This is a genomic window from Halomonas sp. MCCC 1A13316 (assembly GCF_014931605.1).
Classification (GTDB): domain Bacteria; phylum Pseudomonadota; class Gammaproteobacteria; order Pseudomonadales; family Halomonadaceae; genus Halomonas.
This window is the reverse complement of sequence record NZ_CP053382.1, coordinates 2,869,967-2,881,969: the sequence shown is the minus strand read 5'-3', so window position 1 is coordinate 2,881,969 and position 12,003 is coordinate 2,869,967. Positions and strand designations below refer to the sequence as shown.

The 12,003-nt window shown below is 64.1% G+C and carries 12 protein-coding genes and 1 other RNA gene; 9 read left to right on the top strand and 4 right to left on the bottom strand.

All coding sequences use genetic code 11. The features are described 5' to 3' along the window. The first annotated feature begins 76 nt into the window (after window positions 1–76). Window positions 77–703 carry a stringent starvation protein SspA gene (sspA, locus tag HNO52_RS13285; RefSeq protein ID WP_197565758.1) on the top strand — a complete coding sequence of 209 codons (627 nt, stop codon included), beginning with the start codon at window positions 77–79 and terminating at the stop codon, window positions 701–703. A gap of 49 nt (window positions 704–752) precedes the next feature. Further along, complete coding sequence (locus HNO52_RS13280; RefSeq protein WP_197565757.1) at window positions 753–1,235, top strand: ClpXP protease specificity-enhancing factor; 483 nt, start codon at window positions 753–755, stop codon at window positions 1,233–1,235. A 78-nt stretch (window positions 1,236–1,313) separates the two neighbouring features. On the opposite strand, the gene HNO52_RS13275 is transcribed toward HNO52_RS13280, so the two are convergent. Genes HNO52_RS13275 through HNO52_RS13260 form a run of 4 tightly spaced genes read right to left on the bottom strand, consistent with a single transcriptional unit; the run spans window position 1,314 to window position 4,649 of the window. Beyond that, window positions 1,314–1,892 carry a BON domain-containing protein gene (locus HNO52_RS13275; RefSeq protein ID WP_197565756.1) on the bottom strand — a complete coding sequence of 193 codons (579 nt, stop codon included), beginning with the start codon at window positions 1,890–1,892 and terminating at the stop codon, window positions 1,314–1,316. Window positions 1,893–1,897: 5 nt separating this feature from the next. Beyond that, the gene (locus HNO52_RS13270) at window positions 1,898–2,491 is read right to left on the bottom strand and encodes a phosphoheptose isomerase (RefSeq protein WP_111414259.1); all 594 of its coding nucleotides are present in this window, start codon (window positions 2,489–2,491) and stop codon (window positions 1,898–1,900) included. Between the two features lie 38 nt (window positions 2,492–2,529). Continuing rightward, entirely contained in the window at window positions 2,530–2,898 is a 369-nt protein-coding gene (locus HNO52_RS13265; RefSeq protein WP_197565755.1) for a YraN family protein, read from the bottom strand. Next, the gene (locus tag HNO52_RS13260; protein ID WP_197565754.1) at window positions 2,895–4,649 is read right to left on the bottom strand and encodes a penicillin-binding protein activator; all 1,755 of its coding nucleotides are present in this window, start codon (window positions 4,647–4,649) and stop codon (window positions 2,895–2,897) included. The genes HNO52_RS13265 and HNO52_RS13260 overlap by 4 nt, the downstream gene beginning before the upstream one ends. 102 nt (window positions 4,650–4,751) lie before the next feature. Here HNO52_RS13260 and rsmI point away from each other — a divergent pair, with 102 nt between their 5' ends. The 7 genes from rsmI (at window position 4,752) to HNO52_RS13225 (ending at window position 11,996) form a co-directional block, all read left to right on the top strand. Further along, window positions 4,752–5,609, top strand: a complete 858-nt coding sequence (gene rsmI / locus HNO52_RS13255) for a 16S rRNA (cytidine(1402)-2'-O)-methyltransferase (protein WP_197565753.1) — start codon at window positions 4,752–4,754, stop codon at window positions 5,607–5,609. Between the two features lie 52 nt (window positions 5,610–5,661). Beyond that, window positions 5,662–6,026: RNase P RNA component class A (gene rnpB, locus HNO52_RS13250), an RNA gene on the top strand. A gap of 65 nt (window positions 6,027–6,091) precedes the next feature. Continuing rightward, the gene (rsmH, locus tag HNO52_RS13245) at window positions 6,092–7,048 is read left to right on the top strand and encodes a 16S rRNA (cytosine(1402)-N(4))-methyltransferase RsmH (RefSeq protein WP_197565752.1); all 957 of its coding nucleotides are present in this window, start codon (window positions 6,092–6,094) and stop codon (window positions 7,046–7,048) included. 8 nt (window positions 7,049–7,056) lie between these two features. Continuing rightward, window positions 7,057–7,386: a cell division protein FtsL gene (gene ftsL, locus HNO52_RS13240; protein ID WP_197565751.1), complete on the top strand. Its 330-nt coding sequence runs from the start codon at window positions 7,057–7,059 to the stop codon at window positions 7,384–7,386. Beyond that, window positions 7,383–9,092, top strand: a complete 1,710-nt coding sequence (locus HNO52_RS13235) for a peptidoglycan D,D-transpeptidase FtsI family protein (protein WP_197565750.1) — start codon at window positions 7,383–7,385, stop codon at window positions 9,090–9,092. Before ftsL ends, HNO52_RS13235 begins: the two co-directional genes overlap by 4 nt. 31 nt (window positions 9,093–9,123) lie before the next feature. Then, window positions 9,124–10,632, top strand: coding sequence for a UDP-N-acetylmuramoyl-L-alanyl-D-glutamate--2,6-diaminopimelate ligase (locus HNO52_RS13230; protein WP_197565749.1), 1,509 nt, complete (start codon window positions 9,124–9,126; stop codon window positions 10,630–10,632). Continuing rightward, window positions 10,629–11,996 (top strand): UDP-N-acetylmuramoyl-tripeptide--D-alanyl-D-alanine ligase, encoded by a 1,368-nt coding sequence (locus HNO52_RS13225; protein ID WP_197565748.1) that lies wholly within the window; start codon window positions 10,629–10,631, stop codon window positions 11,994–11,996. Before HNO52_RS13230 ends, HNO52_RS13225 begins: the two co-directional genes overlap by 4 nt. Window positions 11,997–12,003: the final 7 nt, after the last annotated feature.

Genomic DNA, 12,003 nt, shown 5'->3' with positions numbered 1-12,003 from the left:
GTCAGAGAATACATGCCACCCGTAGCCTGGGGGGGCGTGCTATCATGCTGGTTCGAATTGATGCGAGGATTGTTACATGGGTGTAGTGGCCAAGCGGTCGTCGATGATCTTCTACTCGGGGGGCGATGACCACCTTAGTCATCGCGTACGTATCGTGCTCGCCGAGAAGGGTGTCGCGGTCGATATCGTCGAGGTCAATGGTGACCAGCGTCCCGAGGAACTTGCCGACCTGAACCCCTACAACAGCGTGCCTACCCTGGTCGATCGCGACCTGGCGCTCTACGAATCCAAGGTCATGATGGAGTACTTGGACGAGCGCTTTCCTCATCCTCCGTTGCTGCCGGTGTATCCCGTGGCGCGAGCCCAGAGTCGTCTCTGGATGCACCGCATCGAGCGGGAGTGGTGCCCTCTCGTCGAGCAGATCGAGAGCGGCGGCAAGAAAGAGGTGGAAAAGGCGCGCAAGGAACTGCGTGAGAGTCTGGTCGGTATCTCACCGATCTTCGAGGACGTGCCTTTCTTCATGAGCGAGGAATTTTCGCTTGTGGACTGCTGTATCGCGCCGATTCTATGGCGTCTTCCGGTATTGGGTATCGAGCTTCCGGAGAAGCAGGTCAAGCCGCTCGTCGCCTACATGGAGCGATTGTTCGAGCGTGAATCCTTTGTGTCGGCGCTGAGCGAGAACGAGCGCGAAATGCGCGCCTGAACCTGGCGTCGGGTCTGCCCGACGCCGACAGTCTGGAGGGCTGAACGCAATGTTGTCGAGCCGCCCCTATCTGGCCCGAGGCCTCTACGAGTGGCTTCTGGACAATGAGCATACTCCTTACATCGTAGTGGATGCCGAGCAGCCAGGCGTCAGCGTGCCACGCCAGTTCGTGCAGAACGGTCAGATCGTGCTGAACGTCGGGCCTACTGCGGTGCGCGATCTCCATATCGCGAACGATGCCGTCAGGTTTCATGCTCGCTTCGGTGGACAACCCATGCAGGTCGTCGTACCGATGCAGGCCCTAGTGGCCATCTATGCCAAGGAGAACGGTGTGGGCATGGTATTCGGCCATGAGCCGACCATGCCGATGCCTCAGCGCGAGGAGGATGCTTCCGGGGACAAGCCCGAGCTGAGTAGTGTCGATATAGACCAAGAGCGGGACGACACGGCCGCGAAGTCGGAGCAAGACAAGGCGTTTTCCGCTGGCAGGACGACTTCCAAGAAGCGTCCTTCGCTGAGAGTGATCAAGTAACTGACGATCATGACGACTACGTAGCAGAACGGCAGGCCTCGGCCTGCCGTTCTGCATTCTGTGTTCTGAAATGTGCGTTCAGTCGAGGTAATCGAAGACCTTTACGATGCGCTGGATTCCGCCGACATCGGCAACCGCGTTGACGATGCGATCCGCCTCGGCCCGTCTGACCATGCCCATGATGTAGACCGTGGCATTCTCGGTGATGAAGCGCAGCCGGCCGGTATCGATGCTTTCGTCTGCCGCCAGGGCCGTGCGGATGCGGGTATTGGTCCAGGTGTCCGAAAGGCGCTGGCTTGCCGGCAGGTTGGCGGCGATGGAGAGTTCGTTGTGTACGTCGCGTACGTTGCGTACCTCCAAGGCCACTTCGTTGGCCTTCTGTTTCAGCTCTTCACTGGGTACCTGGCCGGTGAGCAGCACGATACCGTTGTAGCTGTCGACATTGATGCGGGCATCGCCGAGCCGCGCATCGCTGCGGCGCAGGTTGTGCGAAATCTTGGTCTCGATGCTCTCATCTTCTACTTGGGCGCCAAGCGTGCGCCTGCCGTAGTTTTCGTCGATGGTGCCGGGATTGGTGACGCCGGTTACCGCGGTACAGCCGCTAAGGGCCAGAACCAGGGAGGTCAGAAGACAAGCGAAGAGTCTGGTTGAGGTCATTGGGATTACTCGCTGCTGCCGAAGAGTTGTTCATCGATGAGGTCGCACAGACAGTGGATCACCAGCAGGTGAACCTCCTGAATGCGCGCCGTGGAAGTGGCCGGGACGCGAATCTCGCAGTCGTCCTGGCCAAGCAGGGAGGCCATGTCGCCACCGTCGCGGCCGGTCAGCGCAATGACGGCCATGTCACGGTCATGTGCGGCCTGAATGGCCTGGATGACATTGCCTGAATTGCCACTGGTCGAGATGGCCAGCAGGATGTCGCCGGGCTGGCCGAGGGCCCGGATTTGCTTGGAGAAGACTTCGCTGTAGCTGTAATCGTTGGCGATCGAAGTCAGCGTCGAGGTGTCGGTAGTCAGAGCCAGCGCCGGCAGGCTGGGGCGCTCTCGTTCGAAACGGTTGAGCAGTTCGGAGGAGAAGTGCTGGCTGTCGCCCGCACTGCCTCCATTGCCGCAGGCCAGTATCTTGCCTTCGTTGACCAGGCATTGAACCATCATCTGGCTGGCAACCTCGATGAAGGGGGGTAACACCTCACTGGCGTAGGTCTTGGTATCGATGCTGGCGTTGAAATGGCCGAGTATGCGTTGCTGAAAATCCATTCTGTCGAGTCCTGTCGCGGAACGAACGATAAGGCCGGTCAGAACGCTTCGAAGGCGCCCTGTACCCATTCGAAGTCGAGCGCGGGCGGGATGCCGGTCACGGCCAGCACGTCGAAACGGCAGGGACATGATAGCCGGTTACGCGCCAGATAAAAACGCGCCGCATGGACCAGTCGGCGCTGTTTGGAACCAGTGACGGTCTCCAGGGGATGGCCGTGGCGCGCGTCAGCGCGGTGGCGAACCTCCACGAAAACCAGGGTTTCGCCATCGCTCATAACCAGGTCCAGCTCGCCACCTTTGAAGTGCTGGTTACTGGCTATGAGAGTGAGGCCGCGTGCCGAGAGCCATTCGGCAGCGAGGCGCTCTATCCTGGCGCCACGGGCACGAGCGTCAGTGGGACCGGTCATTCGCCCTGGCCAGCGCCGAGGGGGTCAAAGGTCAGGATAGGGCGCGGTACACCGCGGTCGAAACGTGCCCAGGGCAGCTGCCGCTCGATGCGACCGTCGCGTCCGGGCACCAGCAGGCCGGTGGCACCGAACATCTCGCTTTCGGGAAGCAGCTGGAACTGCGGCAGCCGACGCGCCAGCTCGTAGGCGTCGACGCCCATTGCCGTCAGGCGGAAAGTGGAAGAGTCGGCATCCTGCTGCAGTTCCTGAAAGCTGGCGAGGTAGGGTAACGCTTCCACGCCACCCACGGCAGCGTCGGGGATCTGCCAGGGAATGTCGACGAAATTGACCTCGTCGAGGTCATGGTCCAGCAGCGGCTGAGGGCGGCCTTCGTAGAGATGCGAGGTAGCATAGATCGGTAGGTCCGCTGCATCGTAGTAGTCGAGAGTCGGCGGTACTTGGCGGGCATAGCTGGGCAGGGCCAGCAGGAACAGCATGTCGGGGCGGCCACCGGCAAGAGCCCGGCGTGTGCTCTCGGTAGCGGAGCCGCGTGGATCATAGGCGACGGTATTGGTGATAATCCCGTCACGATTGCGCCACTCTTCCTCGAAGGCGCGGCCGACCCGCGCACCCCATTCATTGTTCGGCACCATCAGGGCGCTACGGCGATGGCCATCCTCACGGGCGCGTCGGGCGACCTGGCGCGCCTCGTCCTCGGCAGACAGGCCGTATTGAAACAGCCCCTCGGCCTGGTTCATCGTACCTTCGCCGTAATTCAGCGCCAGCGTCGGCAATGGAACGCTGTCACGGGTCTCGAGTTCGCTCACCTTGTTCTTGTCGAGCGGGCCAATGACCACCTGGGCGCCAAGGTTGCGCGCTTCGCTATAGAGGGCATCGAGATTGCCCTGGCTGCTATCGAGGAATGTGAGGCGTACTCCGCCATTGCGTTCCACGCTATGTAGGTGGTGAACGCGGATGCCGGTGCGGATCGATTCGGCAACGCTGGACAGGGGGCCGTCGGTGGGCAGGAAAACGGCGATATGGCGCACTTCCTTGCCGCGCAGTTCACGCAGAGCCAGAAGTTCGGCAGGCACGCTGCGGGCTGCCGGGTGCTGAGCGTTGCGTTCACGCCAGGATTCCAGGCGAATGAACAGGCGCTCGATGTCGCCGTCGCTTTCACGCACCAGGCTGGCAAGCTCCAGCCAGCCTTGGGTGAGCTCGTCGGCGCCTTCGCTCAGGCTGGCCAGTCCGCTGGCTTCGAGACGGGAAAGCGAGGCCCAGATGAGATCGTTGAGCGCTTCCCGATCGGTACGCGCCTGCACGTACATCAGCATCTCGGCGGCGGCGCGATGCTCGTCGAGCTGTGCCAGGGCGCGGCCCATACGCTCGCGCAAGATCAGGCCGGCATCGTGCGGTAACTCGATCTCGTCGAGCAACTGGCCGGCCTGAACAACGGCCCAGGGTTCATCGAGCTCCTCGCCGAGTTCCGACAGCAGCATGGCCCAATGCAAACGGTAGTCGGGGGATAGCCGGGCATCGTCGATCTCGAGGGCAACCTCCAGCGCCTGGGTACGCTGGCCGCGGCGTGCTAGGATATCCGCCGCTTCGAGTCGGCTGAGTGCCGCCTGCTCGGGGGCTTGTTGCTCGGCTTGCTCGAGAAGGTAGCCGGGATCATCGTCGGGCACGCGCTCGATGAGGCCGGGCGGGGCGCAGCCGGCCATCAGAAGGGCGAGGAGCACGATGGCCAGCAGGCCGCGGGGCATTTTCAGCATGTATTCTTCCTTGTCTGCAGGCTCAGAGAGGCACAGGTCCGGCTCTGGGTCCGACGATCAACCATATTCGGCCAAGCCCGACAGTCTCCCTGAGGAACCGCCATGTCTGACACTGATCTGGGCACATTGTACGTGGTCGCCACACCGATTGGGAATCTGGAGGACTTGAGTCCGAGGGCAGCCAAGGTGTTGGGGGCGGTCGATCTGGTTGCTGCGGAAGATACCCGCCACACCTCTCGGCTGCTGCGCCACCTCGGTCTCTCGGTTCCCCTGCTGTCGCTGCACGAACACAACGAGGCGGCCAGGGTCGAACAGCTTGACGAGCGTCTGCGGCGTGGCGAGAGCATTGCCCTGGTCAGCGATGCCGGTACACCATTGATCAGCGATCCGGGCTTCGTGCTGGTGCGGGAGCTGCGAATGCGTGGGCGCCGCATCGTGCCCGTGCCGGGCCCTTGTGCCCTGGTGGCCGCACTAAGTGCGGCGGGTCTGCCGACCGATCGTTTCTTGTTCCTGGGTTTTCTCCCAGCCAAGCCGGCGGGGCGACGGCAGCGTCTGGAAGCGCTGGAACAGCATGCCGAGACGCTGGTCTTCTACGAGTCACCGCATCGTATCCGCGATACGTTGGCAGACATCGCGACGGTGCTCGGCGAGCGGCGGCTGGTGCTCGCCAGGGAACTGACCAAAGCTTTCGAGACGTTTCTCGACGGCAGTGCCTCGACGCTGCTGGCTTGCATGGAGGCCGACCCCGACCAGGCCCGCGGTGAGTTCGTGATCATGGTGGCGGGTGACGAGGCTCGTGAGAATAGGGACGTTGCCAGCCTGGAAGCCGATGCCGTTGTGATGGCGCTGCTCGCCGAAGGTATCGGGGTAAAGCAGGCTGCGGCGGTGGCGTCGCGCCTGTTGGGCGGTGCCAAGAAGGAGTGGTACAGCCGTGTTCAAGCACTCAAGGAAGCGCGCTGACATGCGTGGAAAGACATTGAGAGGCCTCGTGCGCGCTGGTATTCTTGCGCTCGGAGTCGGCCAGACAGTCGCCGCCGAATCGATTTCACGGTCGGTTCGGGGGAGGAAAGTCCGGGCTCCATAGGGCAGGGTGCCAGGTAACGCCTGGGCGGCGCGAGCCGACGGAAAGTGCAGCAGAGAGCAGACCGCCTACGTCTCCTGCGGGAGGCCGGTAAGGGTGAAAGGGTGCGGTAAGAGCGCACCGCGCGCCTGGCAACAGTGCGTGGCACGGTAAACCCCACCCGGAGCAAGACCAAATAGGAACCCAATGGCGTGGCCCGCGTCGGGTTCGGGTAGGTTGCTGGAGGGTCGCGGTGACGCGATTCCTAGAGGAATGGCTGTCCACGACAGAACCCGGCTTATCGGCCGACTCCCCCTGATTCGTACCCTCCGCTACCGGTCGCGGCCGGTGCATTCATCCAGTTCAAGAGACAGGAAAGTGCATGCCGCCATCCGCAGCTGAATCGAGCCGACATGGCTTTCGTCATGCCAGCGTGCTGCTGGACGGTGCCGTGGATGCGCTCGTTCACGACGCCGGCGGGACCTATCTGGACGGCACCTTCGGCCGTGGCGGTCACTCGCGTGCCATTCTCGAGCGGCTGAGCCCAGAGGGTCGCCTGCTTGCCATCGATCGCGACCCCCAGGCCGTTGCCGCGGCGGGGTCGCTGAGTGATTCCCGCTTCACCATCGAGCAGGGCGAGTTCGCCAACCTGGGCGATATCGCGCGACGCCATGGCTTGCATGGAAAGCTTGACGGAGTGCTGCTGGACATCGGTGTTTCGTCGCCGCAGCTGGACGACCCCGAGCGAGGTTTCAGTTTCCTGCGTGACGGCCCTCTCGACATGCGAATGGACCCGAGTCAGGGCGAGAGTGCCGCCGACTGGCTGGCCCGTGCCCGTGAGGCAGATATCGCGCATGTCTTCAAGGCCTATGGCGAGGAGCGCTTCGCCAAACGCTTGGCGCGGGCCGTGGTCACGCGCCGCGCGGAACAGCCCTTCCTGCGTACCGGCGACCTGGCCGCTGTGCTCAAGGCGGCCCATCCCGCCTGGGAGAAGGGTAAACACCCCGCAACGCGCGCTTTCCAGGCCCTGCGTATTCACGTCAATGGCGAGCTGGAACAGCTGGACATGGCGCTGTTGGCAGCGTTGGAAGCCTTGGCGCCGGGCGGTCACTTGGTGGTGATCAGCTTCCATTCGCTGGAGGATCGCCGGGTCAAGCGTTTCATCCGTGAACATGTGCGCGGCGATACCGATTTGCCGCGAGGCATGCCGGTACGGGAGGAGCAACTCGCCAAGCGTCTGGCGATGCTGGGCAAGGCTCAGCGGGCCACACCGGAAGAGGTCGAAGCCAACCCACGCGCACGTAGCGCGGTGATGCGCGCTGCACGCAAGCTGACGTGAGGAACGGCATGGCGCAAGGACGGTTGTCTCCTCGATTGATGCGCGTTGCCTGGCGGCCGGCTCGGCTACCGAGCGGGCGCCTGCTGCTGGTGCTGGGCCTGCTGCTGGCTTGCCTGGCCAGTGCCACGGCGGTGATCAGTACCAGCCACCAGACCCGTATGCAATATGTGCGGCTGCAGCAGCTCGAGCGTGAGCGTGACCAGTTGCAGACGGAATGGGGTCAACTGCTGCTCGAAGAGAGCGCCTGGTCGTCACCGGCGCGCATTGAGCGACTGGCCGTCGAACGCCTCGAGATGCGTCTGCCTCACGTCGATGAAGTCGAGGTCATCAGACCATGAGCACGGACGTCCGCAGCGGGGTGACGCCGCGTCGCCGGTCGCCCATGGCTCCGATGGGTGGGCTGCGCTATGGCGTTGTGCTGGGCGCGGTGATCCTCGGTTTGTTGCTGTTGACCGGTCGCATCGTGACCTTGCACGTCCTCGACCGGCCGTTTCTTCAGGGGCAGGGCGATGCGCGTACTCTGCGCACCGAATCGTTGACTGCTCACCGCGGCATGATCACCGATCGCAACGGCGAACCGCTGGCGATCTCCACGCCGGTCGTGACGCTCTGGGCCAACCCCCAGGAGGTGCCGGAGGATCGTATTCAACGTCTGATGCTGGCGCAGGCACTGGGCATGACGCTGGACGATCTCGACGCCCGGCTGGAGCGTTTTGCCGAGCGCGAATTCATGTTTCTGCGGCGCCAGCTGACCCCCGTGGCCGCCCAGCGGGTCCTCGATCTGCGCGTGCCGGGGGTCTACGCCCAGCATGAGTACAAGCGCTACTATCCGGCCGGCGAGGTGGTCGCCCAACTGCTGGGCGTGACCAACGTGGACGACGCGGGCCAGGAGGGATTGGAGCTCGCCTACCAGCCCTATCTGGCCGGCACCCCGGGTCAACGTCGGGTGCTCAAGGATCGTCGCGGGCGCTTGGTGCGCGATCTGGAAATCCTGCGCGAGGCCCAGCCGGGCGGCGAGCTGACCCTGTCCATCGACCAGCGCCTTCAGTACATGGCCTACCGTGAGCTGAAGGCGGCGGTCGCGGAAAACGAGGCCGATGGCGGCGTCGTGGTGATGATGGACGCCCGTACCGGCGAGGTGCTGGCCATGGCCAATCAGCCCTCCTACAACCCCAACAACCGCGCCGGTCTTGATCCGCGCGGTTTGCGCAACCAGGCTATCGTCGACGTCTTCGAGCCGGGTTCGGTGATGAAGCCGCTGGCCATGGCGGCGATCATGGAGAGCGGTCACTTCGACAGCGATGTGGTGGTCGATACGTCGCCGGGCTGGATGCGCATCGATCGTTTCACGATTCGCGACATCCGCAACTATGGCGAGCTCGACCTGGCCGGCATCTTGGAGAAGTCGTCGAACATCGGCATGTCCAAGCTGGTACTCGAGCTCGACGAACCGCTGGTTCCCGACCTCTACCGGCGGCTCGGCTTCGGCCAGAGCACCGAAACCGGCTTTCCCGGCGAGGCTGTCGGGCACATGCCGTCGCCGGTACGCTGGTCTAGCAGCCAATGGGCGGCACTGTCGTATGGCTATGGCCTGTCGGTTTCCGCGCTGCAACTGGCGAGCGCCTACACGGCGCTGGCCAACGATGGCGTGCGCATGGCGCCTTCGCTGCTCAAACTGGATGAGGCTCCGCAGGGAACGCCGACCATCGATCCACAGGTGGCTCATGAGCTGTTGCGAATCATGGAGCGCTCCGTTCAGCCGAGCACAGGCGGCCGGCGAGCGGCAGTGCCGGGCTACCGGGTGGCTGGCAAGACCGGTACCGTACGCAAGACCTCGTCGCAAGGCTACGAGGATAATGCCTATCGCAGCCTTTTCGCCGGCATCGCTCCCGTCTCCGACCCGCGAATCGTTACGATCGTCATGATCGATAACCCCAAGGCCGGCGAGTACTACGGCGGTGCCGTGGCGGCACCGGTGTTCTCGCGGGTCACCGGCAGCGCCTTGCGGCTTCTCGATGTGCCGCCGGACCAGCGTGCAAGATGACTCCTGCCATTTCCACGACAAAGGTGTGTCGATGCAGGTAAACGTTTCCCGTCTCCAGGCGTCGCTGCGCCGCTGCTGGCCCAGACAGGCGATGCCGGTTCTCTCCGGCGGTTCCTCGGTACGTCTGGTGCTCGACAGCCGCCAGATTGCGCCAGGAGACGTTTTCGTGGCGGTACCCGGCGTGTCCGGTGACGGCCGTGCCTTCCTGACCGAGGCCTTCCGATCGGGAGCCGTACAGGTGCTCTACCATCTTGAGCCAGACGAGGCGCTTCCCGAGTCGATGCAAGGACAGCCGGTCCTTGGTCTGCCTTTCCTGCGCCAGCGCCTGGGTGAACTGGGGCGCTTGCTCTTTGCGGTGCCCGATGCGCTGGAGCTGATTGGCGTGACCGGGACCAATGGCAAGAGTTCGGTGACGCATTACATTGCCGAACTGAGTGAGACTCTTGGCCGCAAGGCAGGCCTCATCGGGACGCTCGGAGTAGGTCGGCCCGGACGCCTCGAGGATACGGGCCTGACGACGCCGGGTCCGTTGACGCTGCAGGCAGCTCTCGGCGAGATGGCGGCAGTCGGCATCGACCGCATCGCCATGGAGGTCTCATCCCATGCGCTGGAGCAAGGGCGCCTCGATGGCGGCCAAGTCACCGCGGCTGTATTCACCAACCTGAGCCGCGACCACTTGGACTATCACGGTAGTATGGCGGCCTATGCCGCCGCCAAGGCGCGCCTCTTTCGCCGCTCCGAGCTGACCCTCGCTGTGATAAACGCCAATGACCCGCTGGCCCGCCTGATGCTGGCGGGGTTGCCTGAAGGCGTACGCGTACTGGCGGTCGGCGACGATACGGCAGCGACGCTGCGGGTGATCGACTGGCAGCCCAATCGCAACGGACAACTGGCCCTGGTGGCGACCCCGCAGGGCGAGCGTTCGCTCGAACTTCCGCTGATGGGGCGCTTCAATCTCGATAATGTCCTGCTGGCTATCGCCACTCTGCATGGCTTGGGTGAATCGCTAGACACGCTGTTCGATGCGGCTCCGCGGCTGACACCGGTGCCGGGGCGCATGCAGCGAGTGGGACGTTCCGGCCGGCCGACTGTGATCGTCGACTATGCACATACTCCCGAAGCACTGGAGAATGCCCTGGGCGCGCTGCGTGAGCACCTGCCCGGCGATGGCCGGCTGTGGTGTCTGTTCGGCTGTGGAGGCGACCGCGACAGCGGCAAGCGCCCACAGATGGGGGCGGCCGCCGAGTGCCATGCCGATAGGTTGGTGATCACCGACGACAACCCCCGAAGCGAGGACCCGGACCGAATACGCGAGCAGATACTCGCCGGCGTCTCGGCCGGGGCCAGGCCGCGTACTGAAATCATCGCTGGGCGAAGCGAAGCCATCGCCCACGCCGTGGGAAAGGCTGAAGACAAGGATGTGATACTGATCGCCGGCAAGGGCCATGAGCCCTATCAGGAGATCGCCGGCGTGCGCCATGCCTTCAGCGACATCGCCGAGGCCGAGGCCGCTCTGGCGCGACGCGAGGTAATCCAATGAGCGATTCAGGCCTGCAGACCCTGACTGCCGTTGCCGAGGCACTCGGCGTGACGGCGCCCGACCAGGACATCTCGCTGGACGATATCGTCAGCGATACGCGTCGGTTATCCCGCGGGAGCCTGTTCGTGGCGCTGCGCGGCATGCGTTTCGATGCCCACGACTTCATCACCCAGGCGCGCGAGGCGGGAGCGTCAGCGGCGCTGGTCGAGCAGCGCGTCGACGACCCGCTGCCGCAGCTGGTTGTACCGGATACCCGCCTGGCGCTGGGTCTGCTCGGGCGGGCTCGGCGCCGTGCCTGGGGTGGCCCGCTGGTGGCTGTCACGGGCAACAGCGGCAAGACCAGTGTCAAGGAGTTGTTGGCCCGGCTCCTCGGTCAGCGCGGCAAGACCCTGGCCACCTTGGGTAATCTCAACAACGACATCGGCGCACCGATCACCCTGCTGAGGCTTGGCACCGAGCACCGCCAGGCGGTACTGGAGCTGGGTGCCAACCATCTCGGCGAGATTGCCTGGACCGCGGCCCTGGCCGAACCGCAAGTCGCCGTTATCACCAATGTCACCGGTGCCCACGTGGGCGAGTTCGGCGGCATGGGCCAGATCGCCCAGGCCAAGGCCGAGATACTCGCCGGCCTGGGTCGTGACGGGGTGGCAGTGCTCAACCGCGACGACGCCTACTTTCCGGTCTGGGCACGGCTGGCCGCACCGCGCGAGGTGCTGGACTTCGGTTTTAGCCAGGAAAGCCGTGTGCGGGCCATCGAGCTGGCCTGCGACGTCCTGGGGCGCTATGCTTTCACGCTTGTCGTGGATGGTCGCCAAGTTGGCCGGGTACAGCTCGCCCTGCTGGGGCGGCATAATGTCGCCAACGCGTTGGCGGCCGCGGCGGCAGCGCTGGCATTGGGGCTGGATAACGAGCAACTGCTGACGGGGTTGGCAGCGGCGGCACCGATGCCGGGGCGGCTGAGTCCGCTGCAAGGCATTCGTGAGTGCCGCCTGTTGGACGACAGTTACAATGCCAATCCAGGAGCGGTCAATGCAGCGCTTGCGCTTCTGACCGAGCTGCCCGGCCCCAGGTGGTGTCTGCTGGGCGCCATGGGTGAACTGGGGGAAGACTCGGAACGACTGCATGCGGAAGTTGGCCATTACGCACGGAAATTGGGGATCGACGTGCTGTTGACCTGTGGGGGTCCGGCCTTGGCCGCGAGCCAGGCTTTCGGCGACGACGGGTGTCATTTCAACGATCACGAGGCGCTGACGCGCCATGTCCTGAACCATCTGCCCACCGGTGCCAGCGTACTGATCAAGGGTTCGCGCAGTGCTGGCATGGAGCGGGTGGTGGCGGCGCTACGAGCTGACGCATCAAGGTGAACGCAAC

Excerpts from the sequence above, each read along its gene's own strand:
- ftsL (WP_197565751.1), top strand. The coding sequence starts at position 7,057 with ATGGCGCAAGGACGGTTGTCTCCTCGATTGATGCGCGTTGCCTGGCGG.
- rsmI (WP_197565753.1), top strand. The coding sequence starts at position 4,752 with ATGTCTGACACTGATCTGGGCACATTGTACGTGGTCGCCACACCGATT.
- HNO52_RS13275 (WP_197565756.1), bottom strand. The coding sequence starts at position 1,892 with ATGACCTCAACCAGACTCTTCGCTTGTCTTCTGACCTCCCTGGTTCTG.
- HNO52_RS13235 (WP_197565750.1), top strand. The coding sequence starts at position 7,383 with ATGAGCACGGACGTCCGCAGCGGGGTGACGCCGCGTCGCCGGTCGCCC.
- sspA (WP_197565758.1), top strand. The coding sequence starts at position 77 with ATGGGTGTAGTGGCCAAGCGGTCGTCGATGATCTTCTACTCGGGGGGC.
- HNO52_RS13265 (WP_197565755.1), bottom strand. The coding sequence starts at position 2,898 with ATGACCGGTCCCACTGACGCTCGTGCCCGTGGCGCCAGGATAGAGCGC.
- HNO52_RS13280 (WP_197565757.1), top strand. The coding sequence starts at position 753 with ATGTTGTCGAGCCGCCCCTATCTGGCCCGAGGCCTCTACGAGTGGCTT.
- HNO52_RS13230 (WP_197565749.1), top strand. The coding sequence starts at position 9,124 with ATGCAGGTAAACGTTTCCCGTCTCCAGGCGTCGCTGCGCCGCTGCTGG.
- rsmH (WP_197565752.1), top strand. The coding sequence starts at position 6,092 with ATGCCGCCATCCGCAGCTGAATCGAGCCGACATGGCTTTCGTCATGCC.
- HNO52_RS13270 (WP_111414259.1), bottom strand. The coding sequence starts at position 2,491 with ATGGATTTTCAGCAACGCATACTCGGCCATTTCAACGCCAGCATCGAT.
- HNO52_RS13260 (WP_197565754.1), bottom strand. The coding sequence starts at position 4,649 with ATGCTGAAAATGCCCCGCGGCCTGCTGGCCATCGTGCTCCTCGCCCTT.
- HNO52_RS13225 (WP_197565748.1), top strand. The coding sequence starts at position 10,629 with ATGAGCGATTCAGGCCTGCAGACCCTGACTGCCGTTGCCGAGGCACTC.